At 68.9% G+C, this 19390-nt stretch carries 17 protein-coding genes; 12 read left to right on the forward strand and 5 right to left on the reverse strand.

Annotated elements, in window-relative coordinates; genetic code table 11:
- Window positions 1-830: 830 nt before the first annotated feature.
- From EIZ44_RS05520 to EIZ44_RS05565, 10 genes are all read left to right on the forward strand, one after another.
- On the forward strand, window positions 831-1355 hold the full coding sequence (locus EIZ44_RS05520) for a (2Fe-2S)-binding protein (protein WP_043833048.1): 525 nt from the start codon (window positions 831-833) through the stop codon (window positions 1353-1355).
- Window positions 1355-3793, forward strand: a complete 2439-nt coding sequence (locus tag EIZ44_RS05525; RefSeq protein WP_134727877.1) for a xanthine dehydrogenase family protein molybdopterin-binding subunit — start codon at window positions 1355-1357, stop codon at window positions 3791-3793. The genes EIZ44_RS05520 and EIZ44_RS05525 overlap by 1 nt, the downstream gene beginning before the upstream one ends.
- Window positions 3790-4644, forward strand: coding sequence for an FAD binding domain-containing protein (locus EIZ44_RS05530; protein WP_037810193.1), 855 nt, complete (start codon window positions 3790-3792; stop codon window positions 4642-4644). The genes EIZ44_RS05525 and EIZ44_RS05530 overlap by 4 nt, the downstream gene beginning before the upstream one ends.
- Window positions 4645-4778: 134 nt before the next feature.
- On the forward strand, window positions 4779-5480 hold the full coding sequence (locus EIZ44_RS05535; RefSeq protein WP_037810194.1) for an SRPBCC family protein: 702 nt from the start codon (window positions 4779-4781) through the stop codon (window positions 5478-5480).
- Window positions 5481-5701: 221 nt separating this feature from the next.
- A complete protein-coding gene (locus EIZ44_RS05540) occupies window positions 5702-6916 on the forward strand; it encodes a GGDEF domain-containing protein (protein ID WP_037810195.1) in 1215 nt (404 codons plus the stop codon).
- 38 nt (window positions 6917-6954) lie between these two features.
- Window positions 6955-8010 carry an NAD(P)-binding domain-containing protein gene (locus EIZ44_RS05545; RefSeq protein ID WP_134727878.1) on the forward strand — a complete coding sequence of 352 codons (1056 nt, stop codon included), beginning with the start codon at window positions 6955-6957 and terminating at the stop codon, window positions 8008-8010.
- 247 nt (window positions 8011-8257) lie between these two features.
- Complete coding sequence (locus tag EIZ44_RS05550) at window positions 8258-9901, forward strand: discoidin domain-containing protein (RefSeq protein WP_134727879.1); 1644 nt, start codon at window positions 8258-8260, stop codon at window positions 9899-9901.
- A 9-nt stretch (window positions 9902-9910) separates the two neighbouring features.
- Window positions 9911-11146, forward strand: a complete 1236-nt coding sequence (locus EIZ44_RS05555; RefSeq protein WP_037810198.1) for an MFS transporter — start codon at window positions 9911-9913, stop codon at window positions 11144-11146.
- Entirely contained in the window at window positions 11143-12087 is a 945-nt protein-coding gene (locus tag EIZ44_RS05560; RefSeq protein WP_134727880.1) for a TolB-like translocation protein, read from the forward strand. The genes EIZ44_RS05555 and EIZ44_RS05560 overlap by 4 nt, the downstream gene beginning before the upstream one ends.
- Before the next feature lie 67 nt (window positions 12088-12154).
- Window positions 12155-12973 (forward strand): alpha/beta fold hydrolase, encoded by an 819-nt coding sequence (locus EIZ44_RS05565; protein ID WP_134727881.1) that lies wholly within the window; start codon window positions 12155-12157, stop codon window positions 12971-12973.
- 1 nt (window position 12974) lies between these two features.
- Here the strand turns inward: EIZ44_RS05565 and EIZ44_RS05570 are convergent, their stop codons facing one another.
- The 4 genes from EIZ44_RS05570 to EIZ44_RS05585 are packed head-to-tail and all read right to left on the reverse strand — an operon-like array spanning window position 12975 to window position 16670.
- Entirely contained in the window at window positions 12975-13745 is a 771-nt protein-coding gene (locus EIZ44_RS05570) for an ATP-binding cassette domain-containing protein (RefSeq protein ID WP_134727882.1), read from the reverse strand.
- A complete protein-coding gene (locus tag EIZ44_RS05575) occupies window positions 13742-14770 on the reverse strand; it encodes an ABC transporter permease (protein ID WP_037810205.1) in 1029 nt (342 codons plus the stop codon). Before EIZ44_RS05575 ends, EIZ44_RS05570 begins: the two co-directional genes overlap by 4 nt.
- Window positions 14767-15768, reverse strand: coding sequence for a sugar ABC transporter substrate-binding protein (locus EIZ44_RS05580; protein ID WP_037810206.1), 1002 nt, complete (start codon window positions 15766-15768; stop codon window positions 14767-14769). Before EIZ44_RS05580 ends, EIZ44_RS05575 begins: the two co-directional genes overlap by 4 nt.
- A gap of 29 nt (window positions 15769-15797) precedes the next feature.
- Window positions 15798-16670, reverse strand: coding sequence for a sugar phosphate isomerase/epimerase family protein (locus EIZ44_RS05585; RefSeq protein ID WP_134665440.1), 873 nt, complete (start codon window positions 16668-16670; stop codon window positions 15798-15800).
- Between the two features lie 100 nt (window positions 16671-16770).
- On the opposite strand from EIZ44_RS05585, the gene EIZ44_RS05590 reads away from it, so the two are divergent.
- Both EIZ44_RS05590 and EIZ44_RS05595 read left to right on the forward strand, forming a co-directional pair.
- Window positions 16771-17781, forward strand: coding sequence for a LacI family DNA-binding transcriptional regulator (locus tag EIZ44_RS05590; protein WP_134727883.1), 1011 nt, complete (start codon window positions 16771-16773; stop codon window positions 17779-17781).
- Complete coding sequence (locus tag EIZ44_RS05595) at window positions 17778-18779, forward strand: Gfo/Idh/MocA family protein (protein ID WP_205673053.1); 1002 nt, start codon at window positions 17778-17780, stop codon at window positions 18777-18779. The genes EIZ44_RS05590 and EIZ44_RS05595 overlap by 4 nt, the downstream gene beginning before the upstream one ends.
- Window position 18780: 1 nt before the next feature.
- Here EIZ44_RS05595 and EIZ44_RS05600 read toward each other — a convergent pair whose 3' ends face one another.
- A complete protein-coding gene (locus tag EIZ44_RS05600; protein ID WP_134727884.1) occupies window positions 18781-19377 on the reverse strand; it encodes a TetR/AcrR family transcriptional regulator in 597 nt (198 codons plus the stop codon).
- Window positions 19378-19390: the final 13 nt, after the last annotated feature.

A 19390-nucleotide genomic window follows, 5' to 3' on the forward strand; every position in this document is an offset into this window, starting at 1 on the left:
ATTCCTAGCTGACTTGGCTGGTGAGCTGGGAGGCCGGGCAAGCGTTTGCGGTCGCTCGGTGGCTGGTGCGGGCGGGCATGCGGGGCTTCCGGCGGTGCTGCCTGGCCGGACTTTGGTGCCTGACGGCGCTGTGCACGCAGTTGACGCGGCAGGTGATTCCGGGGTCGGGATGTAGCAGCGGGGCCGCAACAGGCCGGATGCGCAGCCGACGCGGCAGTTGCTGCGAGGACCCGGCAGCAGGTGTACCGCAGTTGGGCGACCCGCAGGGCGAACCATCCGGACCGAGGCTTGGCACTGTGCGAGGCGACCCGGAGTGGCGCATCCCCGGCGGCTGCGGGCAGCAGCCGCTAGTCATGCAGCAGCAAAGGCGAGAAGCATGCCTGGGCACCCAGACAACGCGCCAGATGCTGTGAGAACCCGGCCGCAGGTGCATCGAGGACGCAGCTAGCCGAAAACGCGGCACCACGCCGAACCGCCCAGGCCGAGACCCCACAGCCCTGCCACGACGCACCCGCCAGGCAGTGCGATCCGCGAGGAAAACCCCGTCCAGCAACGAAACCCGGTGAACCACCGACTCGAAACCGCGGCCACTCGGGAAGATCCGCCGCTCGAAAAATCACCCGTCCGGCTTCACGCATCTGCGTCTCCATGCATACAAAAAACCCGCATCTGCGGAACCGTCAGGGCGACGTGCGACATCAGGACTTGTCCGCGCGCGAAAGGCGTAGCACGCTCCCCTGTGAGGCCGATCACGATCGCGCCTTGGCCGTTCCCGAACCGGCCCGCCGCCTCCGCCGGGGCTGGCGGGCATTTGCACTTGGAGGCCTTTGATGCGCATCACCGTCACTGTCGACGGCACGAAATACACCGATGACGTCGAGCCGCGCACCCTGCTCGTCCACTACTTACGGGAACGCGTCGGGAAGGTGGGCACCGTCGTCGGGTGCGACACCAGCAACTGCGGCGCGTGCACCGTCCATCTCGACGGGCACAGCGTGAAATCCTGTTCCGTTCTCGCCGTGCAGGCCGACGGATGCGAGGTCACCACCGTCGAGGGGCTGGCTCGCGACGGGCAACTGCACCCGGTCCAGCAGGCTTTCCACGACAACCACGCCCTGCAGTGCGGGTTCTGCACGCCGGGCATGATCATGCAGTCCATCGACCTGCTGGCGGACAATCCGGACCCGGACGAGCAGGCCGTTCGCGAGGGGCTCGAGGGCAATCTTTGCCGCTGCACCGGCTACCAGAACATCGTGAAGGCGGTGCGCGACGCCGCGAAGCACATGAGTCCCGGTGCGGGGCCCGAAGCCGAGAAGATCGATCAACCCAACCACGTCGGCGTGGGTGGTGAATGATGACTGCCACGATCGAGCCTGAGGTAGGGAAGTCCCGGCGCCGCAAGGAAGACGAGCGGCTGATCACCGGGCGCACCCGGTGGACGGACAACATCGCGTTGCCGGGGATGCTGCATCTCGCGGTGCTGCGGAGTCCGCTGGCGCACGCCAAGATCGTTTCGATCGACACGTCCGCGGCCAAGGAATCCGCTGGTGTCGTCGCCGTTTACACCGCCGCCGACCTCGATCCCGAGGGTGCCATCGGCATGCCGTGCGCGTGGCCGATCACGCCGGACATGGCTGCGCCGCGGCGTCCGGTGCTGGCCTCGGACCGGGTGAATTTCGCCGGCGAGGGCGTGGCGGTGGTGGTCGCTCGATCGGCCGCGGAGGCGCATGACGCGCTGGAGGCGATCGAGGTCGAGTACGAAGACCTGCCGCCGGTCCTCGACCTGGAAGCGGCGCTCGCCGAAGACGCGCCGCTCGTGCACGAGGAACTGGGCAGCAACAAGAACGCCTTCTGGGTGTTCGACTCGGCCGAGGCCGGGACCGGCGGGAATGTCGAGGAAGCACTGTCCTCTTCGGAGGTCGTGCTGAAACGGCGGTTCCGCCAGCAGCGGCTGGTGCCCGCGTTCATGGAGCCGCGCGCGTGCGTGGTCGACCCGACCGGCGCGCAGCTGACCATGTGGTCGGCCACCCAGGTGCCGCACATCCTGCGCGTGATGTCCGCGCTGACGCTCGGCATCCCCGAGCACAAGCTGCGCGTGATCGCGCCGGACGTCGGCGGCGGGTTCGGCGGCAAGATCGGCGTGCTGCCCGAGGAAATGATGACCGTGCTGGTCGCGAACAAGCTCGGCAAGCCGGTGAAGTGGAACGAATCCCGGTCCGAGACGATGCTCGCCGCGCACCACGGCCGCGACCAGATCCAGGACATCACGATCTCGGCGAAGGCCGACGGGACGGTCACCGGGCTCAAGGTCGAACTGCTCGCCAACCTCGGCGCGTACAACGGCCTGGTCGGGCCGGGCGTGCCGATCCTCGGCGCGTTCATGTTCAACGCGATCTACAAGATCCCGGCCTACCACTTCGCCTGCACCAACGTGTTCACCACGACCACGCTCACCGACGCCTACCGCGGCGCGGGCCGTCCGGAGGCGACGTTCGCGATCGAGCGGATCATGGACGAGCTGGCCGACGAGCTGGGCATGGACCCGGTGGAGCTGCGCGAAAAGAACTGGATCAAGCACGAGGAATTCCCGTTCACCACGGTCTGCGGGCTCACCTACGACTCCGGCAACTACGAGGCCGCGACCGAGAAGGCGAAGGAGCTCTTCGGCTACGACGCGCTGCGCCGCGAGCAGAAGGAGCGCCGCGAGGCGAACGAACCGGTGCAGCTCGGCATCGGGATCTCGACGTTCACCGAGATGTGCGGGCTCGCGCCGTCGCGGGTGCTGGGTTCGCTCGACTACGGTGCCGGCGGCTGGGAGTACGCGTCGCTGCGGATGTTGCCGACCGGCAAGGTCGAGGTCACCACGGGTGCGTCGGCGCACGGTCAGGGGCACGAGACGGCGTGGAGCCAGATCGTGGCCGACCAGCTCGGCGTGTCCTTCGAGGACGTCGAGGTGCTGCACGGCGACACGCAGTCCTCGCACAAGGGCCTCGACACCTACGGTTCGCGTTCGCTGGTCGTCGGGGGTATCGCGATCGTGAAGGCGGCGGAGAAGGTGGTCGCGAAGGCGAAGCCGATCGCCGCGCATCTGCTGGAGTGCTCCGAGGACGACCTCGAGTTCTCCGGCGGCAAGTTCACCGTGAAGGGCACGGATTCGTCGACGACGATCCAGGACATCGCGCTCGCCGTGTTCGCCGCGCACAACCTGCCGGACGGCGTCGAACCGTCGCTCGATTCCGACGCCACCTTCGACCCGGAGAACTTCTCCTTCCCGCACGGCACCCACTTGTGCGCGGCCGAAGTGGACACTGAAACGGGCCAGGTGAAACTGCGTTCGTACGTCTGCGTCGACGACGTCGGCAAGGTGGTCAACCCGCTGATCGTGGAAGGACAGGTCCACGGCGGGCTCGCGCAGGGCATCGCGCAGGCGCTGTTCGAGGAGGCCGTGCACGACGAGAGCGGCACGCTCACCACCGGCACGTTCGCCGACTATCTGCTGCCCTCGGCGGCTGACCTGCCGTCGTTCACCACGGACCGCACGGAAACGCCATCGACCACGAACCCGTTGGGAGCCAAGGGCGTCGGCGAGGCGGGCACGATCGCCTCGACGCCGGCCGTGGTCAACGCGGTGGTCGACGCGGTGCGCCAGTTCGGGGTGAACGACATCGAAATGCCGCTCACGCCGATGCGCGTGTGGAACGCGGTGCGCCATGGCACCGCCAATGCCGGCGGACCCGGCGGCGAGGCCGGCGGCGGCCTCGGTTCGATCGACGCCTCCGGAGGTGCCCAGTGATCCCGGCTCCGTTCGACTACGTCGCTCCGTCCACGGTGGACGAAGCCGTGCAGGCGCTCGCCGCGGCGGGCGAGGACGCCAAGGTGCTGGCGGGCGGGCAAAGCCTGCTGCCGGTGCTGCGGATGCGCCTGGCCGCGCCGACCACGCTGGTCGACCTCGGGAAAGTCGCCGAAATGCGCGGAGTGCGCGAGGACGGCGACGCGCTCGTGGTCGGGGCGATGACGACGCATTACGAGGTCCAGCGCGACCCGTTGATCGCCGAGCACGCCGCGCTGGTGAAGGAGGCGACCGACACGGTCGCGGATCCGCAGGTGCGGCACCGCGGCACGTTCGGCGGCGCGATCGCGCACGCGGACCCGGCGGGCGACCTGCTGGCCCCGGTGCTCGCGCTGGACGGCGAGCTGGTGCTGGCCGGGCCGAACGGGCGGCGCACGGTGTCCGCGGCGGAGTTCTTCCAGGACTACTTCACCACCGCGCTGGCCCCGGACGAGCTGCTCGTCGAGGTGCGGCTGCCCAAGCACACCGGCTGGCGGGCGCACTACGAGAAATTCAACCGGGTCGCCCAGGCCTGGTCGATGTGCGCGGTGGCGGCCACCGTGCGCACCGAGGGCGGCGTGATCGAGGAAGCCCGGGTGGCGCTCACCAACATGGGCGCGACCCCCGTCCGGGCGACCGGCGTGGAGCAGGCGTTGCTCGGCGCGCAGGCCAACGCGGACACGATCCGGGCGGCCGCCGCGCACGCGGCCGAGGGCACCAACCCGGTCGCGGACGGCAATTCCGACGTCGAATACCGCCAGCACCTCGCGCGGGTGCTGACCGGGCGTGCCGTCGCGGCGGCGGTGGGCGCCTGAGCTGACCGGGACGTGAAGGACTCCTTGGGGGAATCAGAGTCCCCCAAGGAGTCCTTCACGGACCGCTTCGCGGGAGACGGCCGTAAGGTGGACGGCAACGGCTCGAAGCAGTGTGCAGGAGAGGAGGTCGGCCCGTGCGGCTCGACCACGAATTCACCGTCCCCGCCCCGATCGGGGAGGTCTGGCAGGCCGTCATCGACCCGGAGCGGGTCGCCCCGTGCATGCCGGGCGCCTCGCTCACCAAGGTGGAGGGGGACACCTTCGCGGGCACGGTGAAGGTCAAGCTGGGGCCGATTTCGCTGCTGTACAAGGGAACCGGCGAGTTCCTGGAGAAGGACGAGGCGGCGCGCAAGGTCGTCATCAAGGCGTCCGGCAAGGACTCTCGCGGCGGCGGCACGGCGGCCGCGACGGTCACCCTCACGCTCACCGAGCGCGACGGCGGCACGCACGGCGCGGTAGCCACCGACCTGGCGATCACCGGACGTCCGGCGCAGTTCGGCCGCGGCCTGATCTCCGAGGTGGGCGGCAAGATCCTCGACACCTTCGCGGGGAACCTCGCGGCGTCGCTGGAGACCCCGGCCGAAGAGGCTCCCGCGGCGAAGCCGGAGGAGAAGGCCGAAGAGAAGCCCGCGGAAAAGCCCGCGGCCGAGCCGGTCGCCGACGAAAAGCCGCATCTGCGGAGCGTTCCGGCGGGCGGTTCCACCGGCGAGACCGAGGCGATCGACCTGCTCGACTACGCGGGCCAGTCCGTCGCGAAGCGGCTGGCTCCGGTGGCCGCGGGCGCGGTCGTGCTGCTGATCGTGCTGGCCATCGTGCGGAAGCTGCGCCGCCGCTGACCCAGCCCGGAAGTTGCCCGCCCGCTCTACCCAGAGCGTGCCCGGTGGGCAGTTCGCGGAGGAGTTTTCGCTCGGTTCGGCTAGCTGCGGAGCGGACCCGCTACCCTGGGCAACTTCCGTAGGCCGAATTTCGCGTGGGGGCGCCCGTGACCCAGGCACCTGTCCCCATCGGGGTGCGCGGCGCGGTGACGTCCTGGAGAGGCTGGCCGCCGCGCTGGGCGATGTGGGCGGTCGCGCGGCGGCGATGGATCGGCTACGCGATGGCGTGCGAGGCCCTCGCCGTGGCGCTCACGGCGACGGGCCTCGCGACCGGGTTCGGCGGGCCGGTGCAGTTCAGTTCGTTCGGCGTCCTCGTCGGGCTGGGCATCGCGCAGGCCGAGATGTCGCGCCGGATCGAGCGGCTGCGGCGGTGGATGAGCGGCCAGACGCACATCAATGTCACGTCCGTCTGGTACCTCGCCGGTGCGTTCCTGCTTCCGCCGGCGTGGGTCGCGTTGCTGGCGTTGGTGCTGTACCTGCATCTGTGGCTGCGAGTGTGGCGCCACGTGCGTACGCGGCCCGCGCATCGCTTCGCGGCCAGTACCGCGTGGGCGATGCTGTCGTGCTTCGCAGCATCTGCGGTGTTGACCATCGGCGGTCTGGATCAGGCGCGGCTCGACACCGCGTACGGCGTCCTCGCGCTCGTACTGGCAGCAGCCGCCTTTGAACTGGTGAACGTCGTGCTCGTAGCGACGGGCATCTACCTGTACACGAACAGCCGCTCGCCCGCGGACCTCATCGGCACCTGGGAGGACAACGCCTTCGAGTTGGCGACGCTGTGTCTCGGCGGGCTCGCTGCGCTGGCGTTCGTCCATCAGCCGGTGCTGGTGGTGTTCGTGCTGCCGCCGTTGCTGTTGCTGCACCGCTATCTCCTGCTGAAGCAGCAGTTGCAGGTGGCGGTCGTGACCGACGAGAAGACCGGGCTGCTCAACACCGCGGGCTGGCACGAGCTGGCGACCCGGGAATTCACCCGGGCGCGGCGGCGCGGGACCGGCAGCGGGTTCGCCGTGCTGATGATCGATCTCGACCACTTCAAGCGCATCAACGACACGTACGGGCACCTCACCGGCGACGAGGTGCTGGCCGCGGTGGCCGTGGCGATCGAGGCTTCGGTGCGGCAAAGCGACACCGTCGGCCGGTTCGGCGGAGAGGAATTCGTGGTCCTGCTGCCCGCGACCGGCGGCACCGACGTGCTCGGGATCGCCGAACGGGTGCGGGTCGCGGTGGGGGAGCTGACCGTCGCGGTGGGAGGTCCGCTGCGGATCAGCGGACTCTCCGTGTCCGTCGGGGTCGCGTGTTATCCGCAGGCGGGCAACACGCTCGACGAGGTGCTCCGGTCGGCCGACGCCGCGCTGTACCGGGCGAAAGACGGCGGCCGGAACCGGGTCGCGGTCTGAGCCGGAAATACCGGGCGCGGGCAATTGTTGAACGTTGTATGAGCACTGCGGATCACGAGACCGACGTCGTGGTGATCGGGGCCGGGCAGGCCGGACTGTCGGCGGCGTATCACCTGCGCCGGGCCGGGTTCGCCAACGAACGCGGGTTCGTCGTGCTCGACCACGGCAAACGCGCGGGCGGGGCGTGGCAGTACCGGTGGCCGTCGCTGGTGGTCGGGAAGGTGCACGGGATCCACGACCTGCCGGGGATGGCGTTCGGGACCCCGGATCCGGCGCGCCCGGCGAGCGAGGCCGTGTCCGAGTACTTCGGGCGCTTCGAGAAGACGTATGACCTGCCGGTGCACCGCCCGGTCGACGTGACCGCGGTGCGGCGTGCGGGGGAGCGGCTGGTGGTCGAATCGCCGGCGGAGACGTGGGCGGCCCGTGCGGTGATCAGCGCGACCGGGACGTGGGATCGGCCGTTCTGGCCGCGTTATCCCGGCACCTTCGCCGGACGGCAGCTGCACACGGCGGATTACCGCGGCGCGGAGGAATTTCGCGGCCAGCGCGTGGTGGTCGTGGGCGGCGGGACGTCGGCGGTGCAGTTGCTGATGGAGATCGGTCCGGTCGCCCGTTCGACGGTGTGGGTGACGCGGCGTCCGCCGGTGTGGCGCGAGGAGGAGTTCAGCGAGGACTGGGGACGGATGGCGGTGGCGAAGGTCGACCAGCGGGTGCGGGCCGGGCTGCCGCCGGAGAGCGTCGTGAGCGTGACGGACCTGCCGGTGACGCCGCAGGTGCTCGCGGGCCGGGCGGCGGGATACCTGGACCGGCGGCCGATGTTCTCGCGCTTGGTCGCCGACGGCGTCGTCTGGGAGGACGGCAGTTTCGAGCCCGCGGACATGATCCTGTGGGCGACCGGGTTCCGGGCTTCGATAGACCACCTGGCTCCGCTGCATCTGCGGACTCCCGGCGGAGGGATCCGGATGGACGGGACTCGCGTGGTCGCGGAACCGCGGCTGCATCTGGTCGGGTACGGACCCTCGGCCAGCACGGTGGGGGCGAACCGGGCCGGACGCGCCGCGGTGCAGGAGGTGCGGCGGCTGCTCCAGCACTGACGGTCCGTGAAGGGCTCATTGAGGGAATCTGAGTCCCTGAAGGAGTCCTTCACGGCACTTCACCGGACGGGAGCGGGACGTTCCGCTGATCGGGCGGTCTTGATCGTTTCACGTCCGTTCCGGGCTTGTCGGGGGAAACCGGGCCCGCTACTCTGCCGTTTTAGTTAGGAAACTTTCTTAACGCAACGAGACGCCGCAGAACCGTAACGCCGCCGCCCTGTTCCCGTCCGGCCCGAAGGAGTGCGACGTGTCCTCGTCCCGTGTCCGAAGTTTCGCCCGGTTCGCCTTGCCGGCGGCCGCGGTGGTGCTGTTGCCAGCCGCGGTGTCGCCCGCGCGCGACGCCAGTGCCGCTGCCGCCGATGTGCTGCTGTCCCAAGGAAAACCCGTCAGCACGTCCACGCTCGAGACGTCCACGTTGAGCGGCGAGAACGCCGTCGACGGGAATCTCAAGACCCGCTGGGCCAGTGCGGTCAGCGCCGACGCGCAGTGGCTGCGCGTCGATCTCGGCCAGGCCGCCACGATCCACCGGGTCAAGCTGAACTGGGAAGCGGCGTACGCCAAGAAGTACCGCATCGAGATCTCCGACGACGGCGAGAACTTCAAGTCGATCGCGACGATCACCAGCGGCGACGGCGGTACCGACGACCTCACCGGGTTGTCCGGGCACGGCCGCTTCCTGCGCTTCGTCGGCACCGAGCGCGCCACGAAGTACGGCTACTCCCTGTGGGAACTTCAGGCGTACGGCACCCCGGACTCGTCCGGCGACACGCAGGCACCCACCGCTCCGTCGAACCTCGCCGCGGGCGAGATCGGCTCGAACAGCGTCGGGCTGACCTGGGCCGCTGCGACGGACAACGTCGGCGTCAGCGGGTACGAAGTGCTGCGGGACGGCAAGTCCGTCGCTACCAGCACGAGCACGTCCTACACCGACAACGGCCTTTCGCCGGACACCGACTACACCTACACCGTCCGCGCCAAGGACGCCGCTGGCAACGCGTCGCCGGCCAGCACCGCGGTCAAGGTGCACACCAAGCCGGGGACTGCGGGCAACACGTTCGTCCTCGCCGCGGCCGGCGACATCGCCGAACAGTGCACCGCCAGCAGCTCCAGCTGCATCCACCCGAAGACCGCGAAGCTCGTCCAGTCGATGAACCCCGCCGCGGTGATCACCATGGGCGACAACCAGTACGACGCCGAGGACACCGGTCTGACGCTGCAGAACTTCAAGGACTACTACGACAAGACCTGGGGCAAGTTCAAGAGCATCACGCACCCGATCCCGGGCAACCACGAGACCTACGACGACAACAAGCCGTTCGAGGCCTACGAGCAGTACTTCGGCAAGATCGCCACGCCGAACGGGAAGCGGTACTACAGCTGGGAAATGGGCAACTGGCACTTCATCGCCCTCGACTCCAACGGCTTCGTCGACGACAAGGACGGCGGCGAGCTCAAGGACACCGACCAGATGAACTGGATCAAGCAGGATCTGGCGAAGAACACCAAGGGCTGCGTCGCGGCGTACTACCACCACCCGCGGTGGAGCTCGGGCGACCACGGCGACCAGCGCGGTTCCAAGCAGCTGTGGGACCTGTTCGCGCAGAACAAGGTCGACCTGATCCTCAACGGCCACGACCACCACTACGAGCGGTTCGTGCCGCAGGACGCGAGCGGCAAGGCGAACCCGGCCGGTCCGGTCGAGATCATCGGCGGCATGGGCGGGGCGAACCCGTACCCGGTCCACTCCGCGCACCCGACCACGGCGAAGCTGCTGAAGGACACCTTCGGCGTGCTGAAGCTGACGATGACCGACAACACCTTCTCCGAGCAGCTGATCGGTCTCGACGGCAAGGTCCAGGACAGCAGCCCGACCTACACCTGCCACAACTAGGGGCCGGTCATGTACATCGCGACAAGCCGTAGTTCGGACGTCGCGGCGGGCACCGACCGGAAGGCCGGCCTGCGCCGGGTGTCGGCGAACGTCGTCGCACTCGGCGCGGTCAGCCTGGTCACCGACATCTCCTCGGAGATGGTGACCGCGGTGCTCCCGCTGTATCTGGTGCTCGGCCTCGGGCTGAACCCGCTGCAGTTCGGCCTGCTCGACGGGCTTTACGCGGGAGCCACCGCCGTGGTCCGCGTGCTCGGCGGGCATCTGGCCGACCGGTGGCGGCGGCTCAAGGCGGTCGCCGGGTTCGGCTACGGCTTGTCCGCGGTGTGCAAGCTCGGCCTGGTCGCGGCCGGTTCGTCGGTCGCGGCGATCGGCGTGGTGCTCGCCGCCGACCGCACCGGCAAGGGGCTGCGCACGGCCCCGCGCGACGCGTTGATCTCGCTCAGCAGCGAGCCCGACACGCTCGGCCGGTCGTTCGGCGTGCACCGCGCGATGGACACCGTCGGCGCGTTCCTCGGCCCGCTCGTCGCGATGGCCGTCCTGGCGCTGAGCCTCGGCAGCTACACGTCGGTGTTCTTCACCAGTTTCTGCATCGCGGGGATCGCGGTCATGCTGCTGGTGCTGTTCGTCCGCGATCACAAGCAGGAAATCGCCGACCGGGCCGCGGTGTCCGTGCGGGCGGCGTTCGGGTTGTTGCGAGAGCGGGGTTTCCGCCGCGTCGCGATCTGGGCGGCGCTGCTGGGGTTCGTGACGCTCGGCGATTCCTTTGTGTACCTGGTGCTTCAGCGGCGCTGGGACGTCGCGGCGACGTTCTTCCCGTTGCTGCCGCTCGGCACCGCCGGGGTGTACCTGGTGCTGGCGGTCCCGCTGGGCAAGCTGGCCGACCGGATCGGGCGCTGGCCGGTGTTCCTCGGCGGGCACGTCGCGCTCGTCGCCGCGTTGATCGCGTTGTGCGGGCCGGTTTCCGGGTTCTGGCTCGCGGCTCTCGCGTTGGGCCTGCACGGCGTGTTCTACGCGGCCACCGACGGGGTGCTCATGGCCGCGGCCGGACCGTTGGTTCCCGCTGACCTCCGGGCGACCGGGCTCGCGGTGGTCCAAACTGGACAGGCCGCCGCACGGATGCTTTCGTCGGTCCTCTTCGGACTCGCCTGGACGTTGTGGGATCTGCAGCCCGCAGTTCTCGTGGCGGCCGGAGCTCTCGCTGTCGTGGCGCTCGGCGCCGCTTTCGCAAGGCCGGTGCGCAAATGAAAAAGGTTCTTCTCGCCGTTGTCGGAACTGTGGTGCTCGCGGCTGCCGCGGTGGTTTACACCGTTGCCGCGCGGCCCAGTCCGGCTGAGCCCGCGAAGGTGGAGCACCTTTCGCTCGCGCCGGGGCAGTTGTTCTTTCGCAGCACTAAAACGGGCAACGTCGGCGTTGTTCCGCTCGCGAATCCTGGTGCCACGCCGAAGTTCAGCGATCTGAAGTGCGACCGGTTCGCCGTGTCCGCGTCGACGGGGATGTGCCTTGCCGTGCGACCCGGCACCTTGCCCGCGGTCAGCGATTTCAGCATCCTCGACCGGAATTTCGCCACTACGCACAAGGATTACCTGCCGGGTACCCCGAGCCGCGCGCGCGTCTCGCCGGACGGCAAGCGGGTGTACTGGACGGTGTTCGTCACCGGCGATTCCTATGCCGCCACCGGGTTTTCGACGCGCGCCGGGATTTACCAGCTGGACAACGGCGAACTGGAGAAGACGATCGAGGAGTTGCCGGTCCTGGTCGACGGGAAGCGGTACTTCTCCTCGGACGTCAACTACTGGGGCATCACGTTCAGCAAGGACGGCAAGCGGTTCTACTCGACACTGGGCACCAAGGGCAAGACGTATCTGATCGAAGGTGACTACGACACCTACCGCGGTAAAGCGCTGCGGGAAAACGTGGAATGTCCGTCGCTGTCGCCGGACGAGACGCGGATCGCGTTCAAGAAGAAGGTCGGCGAGGGCGTCTGGCGGTTGTCCGTGCTCGACCTCAAGACGATGCGGGAGACCGCGCTCGCCGAAACCCGCAGCGTCGACGACCAGGCGCTCTGGCAGGACGACCACACAATCCTCTACGGACTGGACAACGCCGTGTGGTCGGTGCCCGCGGACGGGACCGGAGCCCCGCGCAAGCTGGTCTCTGACGCCGCGTCGCCGGCCGTCACCCACTGATTCGACATCTCTTTACGTCGTATAGTACCCTCGCGTCCGGCGATACTTTACGACGTAAAGAGATGAGATGGCTGAAGCTACTCTGCACGACGGAACGCGGATCGAAGCGCAGGTGCACGGGGACGGGCCGGTGCTGCTGCTTCCGGTCGACCCCCGGCCGGCCGAAGGACCGGAGGCCGAGGCGGCCCGGCAGTGGGGCGCCGATCCGGAGCTGGGCCGTTCGCTGATCGAGGGATTCGCCGGGTTCCGGGTGGTGGCCTTCGACTACCAGGGCCACCGGATGGCGCATCCGGCTGAGCTGACGCCGGACGCGATCGCGGCGGACTTCCTCGCCGTGGCAGATGCGGTCGGGGCGGCGCGGTTCTCCTATTACGGGTACTCGTGGCTGGCGCTTTCCGGGTTGCAGCTGGCCTTGCGGACGGATCGGCTGGACGCGCTGGTGATGGGCGGGTATCCGCCGCTGGACGGGCCGTATGCGGCCATGCTCGCGGTGACGCGGGCGACGCACGAGATGGCGCTTGCTGGGCCTACTGCTGAAACCAAAGGCGAGCCGGGGGACTGGGATTCGGTGGACGTCACGTTGTCCACCGGGCAGACGAAGCAGTTCGTGACGCTTTATGAGGCATTGCGGTATTTCGACGACCGGGCGGTCGAGCTGTCCTGCCCGCGGTTGTGCTTCGCCGGCTCGGAGGACCGGATCGGGTACAGCGAACGGTGGGGCGGGGTAACCGTCGACATCGCCGGGCCGCTGCTGCGCGAGCGCGCCGAACTGGAGGCGCGCGGGTGGACCGTCGAGGTGCTCGACGGTCTGGACCACATGAGCGCGATGCAGGCGGCCGCAGTGCTGCCGGTGGTGCGGCCGTGGCTGGAGAAAGCGGTCTCGTGAGCTATTGCCGCAGCTCGTGTTCCAGCGCCTCCAATTCCGCGCCGCCGGCCATCTGCCGCGTCAGCTCGGGCAGTTCGATCTCCGACTTCTCGTAAGACCCGAGCGCCGTGCCGCGTTTGAGCAGCAGGAAGCGGTCGGCTACCGGGTACGCGTGGTGCGGATTGTGCGTGATCAGGACGACGCCCAGGCCTCGGTCGCGGGCCTGGGCCACGTACTTCAGCACCACCCCGGCCTGCTTCACGCCCAACGCGGCCGTCGGCTCGTCCAGGATCAGCACCTTCGCGCCGAAGTGGATGGCGCGCGCGATCGCGACGCACTGCCGTTCGCCGCCGGACAGCGTGCCGACTGGCTGCTCGACGTCGCGCAGGTCGATGCCGAGGTCGGCGAGGGCTTTCTTGGTCAGCTCGCGGCCTTTGCGCCGGTCCAGGGCGCGGAACGGGCCGAACCCGACGGTCGGTTCCGAGCCGAGGAAGAAATTGCGCCAGACACTCATCAACGGCACCACGGCGAGGTCCTGGTACACCGTGGCGATTCCGCGATCCAGTGCTTCCCGCGGCGAGGCGAACCGCACCGGCGCGCCTTCGACGAGGAGCTCGCCTTCGTCGTGCTGGTGCACCCCGGCGAGGATCTTGATCAAAGTGGACTTTCCCGCGCCGTTGTCGCCCAGCACGCAGGTGACCTCGCCCGCGTTGACCACAGTGGACACTTCGCGCAGCGCGACCACGGTGCCGTAACGCTTGCCGACGTCCTTGACTTCGAGGAGAGCGTTCATCGCCGGACCCTTTCCGCGCGCCGCCGCAGAGCGTTGTTGACCAGGACCGCCGCCAGCAGCATGATCCCGAGGAACAGCATGAACCAGTCGTTGTCCCAGCCGGCGAACACGATGCCCTGGCGTGCCATGCCGAAGATCAGCGCGCCGATCGCCGCGCCGACGGCCGAGCCGAACCCGCCGGTCAGCAGGCAGCCGCCGATCACCGCGGCGATGATGTACTGGAATTCCAGCCCGATGCCCTGATTCGCCTGGACGCTCGCGAACCGCAGGATGTTGATCGACCCGACCAGCCAGCCGGCCAGCGCGGTGCCCATGAACAGCAGGATTTTCGTGCGCACCACCGGAACGCCGACCGAGCGGGCGCTCGTGGCGGAACCGCCGACCGCGAAGATCCAGTTGCCGAAGCGCGTCCGGACCAGCAGCCACGCGGCCACCGCGATCGCGCCGAGCCACCAGACGATGGAGATCTGGAACGGGGTGCCGCCGACGTCCACAGTGGAGGCGAAGACGAAACCGGCGGACGCGTAGCCGTCGGTCGAGCGCATGCCGGAGACCTGCACGGTGCCGGTCACCAGCCGGGTGACGCCGAGGTTCAACCCTTGCAGGGCAAGGAAAGTGCCGAGCGTGACGATGAAGCTCGGCAGGCCGGTTTTCATCACCAGCCAGCCGTTGAACGCGCCGACCGCCAGTGCGAAGACCAGTGAGACGAGCAGCGCGAGCCACACGTTCCAGCCCGCTTGGGTGGCGAGGATCGCGGTGACCAGCGAGGTGGACGCGGTCATCACGCCCGCCGACAGGTCGAACTCGCCGCCGACCATCAGCAGCGACACCGCCACCGCCATGATGCCCAGCGTCGCAGCGTCGTCCAGCCAGGTCGCGGCTCCGCTCGCGCTGAAGAACTTGTCAGAGGCGAAGGTGAAGAACAGGAAGACCACGACCGCGCCGAGCAGCGCGCCGATCTCCGGGCGGATCACCAGCCGGTCGGTCAGCCGCGGCTTCTCCAGCCGTTCGTCGAGGGTCGTCATCGGGTGCCCCTTTGCACGTACTGGCCGACCTTGTCCACTGTGGATTTGTCGACCAGGTCGGGTCCGGTGAGCACCGGTTTGCCGCCGCCGACGACGTTCGCGTTGTCCCGGTACAGCTTCAGGAACTGCACCGGGAGATAGCCCTGTTCGTACTGCTGCTGGTCGACCGCGAAGAGCACGTCGCCCGCCTTGATCGCGGCCACCACGTCGGAGTTGAGGTCGAACGTGGCGACCTGCGCCTTCGAGTTCACCGATTTGATCGCGCTCACCGCACGGGCGGCGACCTGCGAGTTCAGTGTGAGGACCGCGTCGATCGAGGAATCGGTCTGGACCGCGCCGCGGATGCGGGACTCGGCGTCGGTCGGGTTGGAGATGTCCACCTGCAGCGTCTGCACGGTGCCGGCGAACCCGGTCTTCGCGCCGTCGCAGCGTTGCGCCTGCCCGACGTTCCCGGCCTCGTGGATCACGCACAACAGCTTGTGCTTGCCGAGTTCCTTGAACTTCTTCCCGGCTTCTTCACCCGCGATCGACTCGTTCTGCCCGACGTGGGTGAGCGCGCCGTACGCCGCGCTTTTGTCCTCGCCGGAGTTGATGGTGATCACCGGGATCCCCGCGCGCACCGCGGCCTCAATGGACGGACGCAGCGCCTCGGGGTTCGCCATCGACACCACGAGCCCGCCGGTTTGCTGCGCGACCGCGTTGTCGATCAGCTTCGCCTGCGCGCCCGGATCGCCGTCCGAGGTGTATTCCACTTGTACGCCAAGGTCTTTGCCCGCTTGTTCGGCGCCGTTCTTCACCACGTTCCAGAACGCGTCGCCCGCGGTGCCGTGCGTGATCACCGAGACCTTCAGCGGCCCGGACGGTGTCGGCGCGGCGGCGGGCGCGGTCGTCTTCGGTTCGGCGGCCGGACCGGTGCACGCCGCCAGCAGCAAGCCCGCGGCCAGCAGGCCCGCCACCGCGCGGCCGGAGCGCCGTGCGCGCTCCCAGCGATGGGACATCGTTGTCTCTCCTCGCTTGTTTTCCGACGTCAGCCGGTGATGGTGCGCAGGTACGAAAGGCTGGCCGCGACGTCGCGGCCGGGGCGGTCCACCGGGCTGTCGTCGCTCAGCGCGGTGTCCTGCTCCAGGACGTACCAGCCGTCGTAGCCCGCTTCCGCGACGGAACGGACCATGGCTTCGATGTCCACGTCACCCTCGCCGAGCGGCACGTAGAGACCCTTGCCGACTGCTTCGGCGTACGGGAGCTCGCCTGCCCGGACGGCGTTCGCCAGCTCGCCGCGGACGTCCTTGAGATGCAGGTGCCCGATCCGCTGGGGATGCCGCTGGGCGAGCGCGACCGGGTCAGTGCCGCCGATCAGCAGGTGGCCGGTGTCCAGGCAGAGTGGGAGATCCGAATCGGTGAGGAAGCGTTCCACCTCGGCCTCGGTCTCCACGTGCGTGCCGACATGCGGGTGCAGAACGGTTTCCAGGCCGTGTTTTGCCGCTACGTCGCGGATCTTGCCTGCCGTGCGGACCAAAGTGGACCATTCGGCGTCCGTGAGAGTGGGCCGTTCGTCGTAGCCGTCGAGGCCGGTTGCCGCGGCGAGGACGAGCATTCCACCGCCGCAAGCCGCGAAGAGCGCGGCCGAATCCTCGGCTTCGGCGACGGCCGTGTCCGGGTTTTCGTGCAGCGGCACCGCCAGGAAGCCGCCGACGAGGTCGAGCCGATGGCTTTCCAGAAGCTTCTTCAACTCGGCCGGTTCGCGCGGCAGATAGCCGGGCGGGCCCAGTTCTGTTGCGGTGACGCCCAATTCGGCCATCTCGCCGAGCACCGCCGGGGCGTCGAGCACGCGGCCCCAGCCGGGAACCTCGCAGACTCCCCACGAGATCGGGGCGGCGGCGACGCGGATCTTCGCGGTCATGGATCCCTCTCCGGTCGGGGGACGCGCTCTTGATTAGAGCGCTCTAATCTTGTAGCGTCCGACCCGTCGCGTCAAGCGCTTCTCCGGGGAGGTTTTCGAAATGGGGAAGCCCACCATGGAGGACGTCGCCGCGCGAGCCGGGGTCTCGCGGGCCTTGGTGTCGCTCGTGATGCGCAACGCGCCGAACGTGTCGGCGCGGCGACGCGCGGCGGTGGTGAAAGCGGCCGAGGAGCTGGGTTATTCGCCGCACGTGATGGCGCGGTCGCTGGCGAGCCGGACGTCGACGGTGCTCGGCGTGATGGTGAACGACCTGCGCAACGCCTTCTTCGCCGACGTGGTGGAAGGGCTGGACGCGGCGGCGCAAGCGGCCGGTTTCGATCTGATCCTCAACACCGGCGGGCGGATGCCCTCTCGGGAAGGCGCGGCGTTGCGCAGTCTTCTGTCGTTCCGACCGGCTGGCGTCGTGCTGTTGTCGCCGGTGGTTCCGGCCGCTGCGATCGAGGCCGCGGCACGGCAGTGTCCGGTAGTATTGGTGTCACGGACTTCTCGGCTGTCCACTGTGGATACCGTGAACGACGACGGCGAGGCTGGTGCCGCGCTGGCGGTCGAGCATCTGGTCCAGTTAGGACATCGGCGGATCGCGCATCTCGACGGCGGGGGAGCGGCCGGTGCCGCGGCCCGGCGGCGAGGGTTCCGGCAGGCGATGCGGGCGCACGGGCTGGAGCCGATCGTGGTGCGCAGCGAACACACCGACACCGCGGGCGAGAAAGCCGTGCAGGAATTGCTGTCTTCGTGCGCTCCGACCCCGACCGCACTGGTCGCGGGCAATGACTTCAACGCGGTCGGCGCGATCTCGGCGCTCGAGGAACATGGGTTGCGGGTACCGGACGACGTTTCGGTGGTCGGCTACGACAACACGTCCTTGGCTTCCCTTCGGCATATTTCACTGACCACAGTGGACCAGCCACGCGCGGAAATGGCGCGGCTGGCTTTCGACGCGCTCCTCGAGCGCATCCGCGGTGAACGCACTGAACCGGTGCGGCATCTGCTTCATCCGTCCCTGGTCGTGCGGGAGACCACGGGACCCAACTCAGGAGAGGCGCAGCGATGAGGGTGGGACTGGCAGGAGCCGGCCGGATCGGTGCCGCGCACGCGGAAACGCTCGCGGGATTCGACGAGGTCACGTCGGTGGTCGTCGCGGACGTGGATCCCGCGCGCGCCCAGTCGGTCGCCGCTCGGCTCGATGTCGAGGCGGCCGACGGAATCGACGCGCTGTTCCGGGCTGGTCTCGACGGCCTGGTCATCGCGGCGGCCACGGACGCGCATCCGGAATTGATCATCCAAGCGGTCGACGCCCGGGTGCCGGTGTTCTGCGAGAAGCCGGTGGCCGCGGACATCCCCGGCACGCTCGCGGTGATCGACCGGATCGCGGACTCGGACGTCCCGGTCCAGATCGGCTTCCAGCGCCGGTTCGACGCGGGCTACCAGGCCGCGCGGGCCGCGGTGGAGAGCGGCGAACTGGGCTGGCTGCACAGTGTCCGGGCGACCACTTTGGACCCCGCGCCACCGCCCGCCGCGTATATCGCGCATTCCGGCGGTCTGTTCCGGGACTGCGGGGTGCACGACTTCGACATCCTCCGGTGGGTGACCGGCCGGGAGGTCGAGGAGGTGTTTGCTGTGGGGCGCAACAAAGGCGAGCAGTTCTTCACGGACGCCGGAGACGTCGACACCGCAGCGGTCGCGCTGACCCTCGACGACGGAACTCTCGCGACGGTCTCGCTGACGCGCTACAACGGCGCGGGCTACGACGTGCGTTTCGAGGCCCTCGGGTCGCTCGGGAATGCCGTGGTGGGCCTGGACGACCAGGCACCGCTGCGATCGGTGGAGCCAGGCGTCGAACCGTTGCCCGGACCGGCGTATCCGGGCTTTATGGAACGCTTCCGGACGGCTTATGCCGCTGAACTGCGGGCGTTCCTGGATGTTGCCGCCAGGCGGATCCCGTCGCCCGCGGGAGCGGCGGACGCGTTGGAGGCGTTCTACATCGCGGAGGCGTGCGAGGTCTCGCGGAAGGAGAACCGTCCGGTGCGGGTCGCCGAGGTGCGCCGGTAGGTCAAGCTCGCGGGCGAAGCAGCCTCTCCACCAACGTATCCACCAGATCTCCCGGTACCGCAGCCCCGGTGAGTGCACAGTAGACAATCGGCCCCAGCAGAGCGTCCATTGTGGCCTCCGGATCCAGTACCGGAGAAACCTCGCCCGCTTCGGCAGCCCGCGTCAGCATCTCGCGCTCCGCGATCTGCCGCGGTTCCAGGTAACGCTCGTGGAAGCGAGCCGCAGTCCCCACATCGTGCTGCGCTTCGGCCAGCAGGGTGAGCAGGCACTTGCCCGCCGGGTCTTCGGCGAGGAAGTGCGCGAAGTCGCGCAGGTACGCCCGGATGCTGTCGGCCGTCGGCAGTTCCGTCGGCACCGGCAGGCGTTTCTCGCTGTCCTCGATCAGCGTGTCCAGCAGGATTTCGACCTTCGACGGCCACCAGCGGTAGATCGTCTGCTTCGCGACGCCGGCCCGGCGCGCGATCGCTTCGACGGTCAGCCCGCCGAAGCCGTGCTCGACGAGCAGGTCGTCGGCGGCGTGGAGCACCGCCAGGCGAGCGGCCTCGTCGCGCCGGTTGCCGGAGCGTGCCCTGCGGGGCTGGGAATTGACTGCGGGCATACCGGGCACCTTA

The organism is Amycolatopsis nivea (assembly GCF_004522235.1).
GTDB lineage: Bacteria > Actinomycetota > Actinomycetes > Mycobacteriales > Pseudonocardiaceae > Amycolatopsis > Amycolatopsis nivea.

What these genes read in the sequence shown, in the direction of transcription:
- EIZ44_RS05520 (WP_043833048.1), top strand. Translation starts at nt 831, where the DNA reads ATGCGCATCACCGTCACTGTCGACGGCACGAAATACACCGATGACGTC.
- EIZ44_RS05525 (WP_134727877.1), top strand. Translation starts at nt 1,355, where the DNA reads ATGACTGCCACGATCGAGCCTGAGGTAGGGAAGTCCCGGCGCCGCAAG.
- EIZ44_RS05540 (WP_037810195.1), top strand. Translation starts at nt 5,702, where the DNA reads ATGTGGGCGGTCGCGCGGCGGCGATGGATCGGCTACGCGATGGCGTGC.
- EIZ44_RS05545 (WP_134727878.1), top strand. Translation starts at nt 6,955, where the DNA reads ATGAGCACTGCGGATCACGAGACCGACGTCGTGGTGATCGGGGCCGGG.
- EIZ44_RS05555 (WP_037810198.1), top strand. Translation starts at nt 9,911, where the DNA reads ATGTACATCGCGACAAGCCGTAGTTCGGACGTCGCGGCGGGCACCGAC.
- EIZ44_RS05560 (WP_134727880.1), top strand. Translation starts at nt 11,143, where the DNA reads ATGAAAAAGGTTCTTCTCGCCGTTGTCGGAACTGTGGTGCTCGCGGCT.
- EIZ44_RS05565 (WP_134727881.1), top strand. Translation starts at nt 12,155, where the DNA reads ATGGCTGAAGCTACTCTGCACGACGGAACGCGGATCGAAGCGCAGGTG.
- EIZ44_RS05570 (WP_134727882.1), bottom strand. Translation starts at nt 13,745, where the DNA reads ATGAACGCTCTCCTCGAAGTCAAGGACGTCGGCAAGCGTTACGGCACC.
- EIZ44_RS05575 (WP_037810205.1), bottom strand. Translation starts at nt 14,770, where the DNA reads ATGACGACCCTCGACGAACGGCTGGAGAAGCCGCGGCTGACCGACCGG.
- EIZ44_RS05580 (WP_037810206.1), bottom strand. Translation starts at nt 15,768, where the DNA reads ATGTCCCATCGCTGGGAGCGCGCACGGCGCTCCGGCCGCGCGGTGGCG.
- EIZ44_RS05585 (WP_134665440.1), bottom strand. Translation starts at nt 16,670, where the DNA reads ATGACCGCGAAGATCCGCGTCGCCGCCGCCCCGATCTCGTGGGGAGTC.
- EIZ44_RS05590 (WP_134727883.1), top strand. Translation starts at nt 16,771, where the DNA reads ATGGGGAAGCCCACCATGGAGGACGTCGCCGCGCGAGCCGGGGTCTCG.
- EIZ44_RS05595 (WP_205673053.1), top strand. Translation starts at nt 17,778, where the DNA reads ATGAGGGTGGGACTGGCAGGAGCCGGCCGGATCGGTGCCGCGCACGCG.
- EIZ44_RS05600 (WP_134727884.1), bottom strand. Translation starts at nt 19,377, where the DNA reads ATGCCCGCAGTCAATTCCCAGCCCCGCAGGGCACGCTCCGGCAACCGG.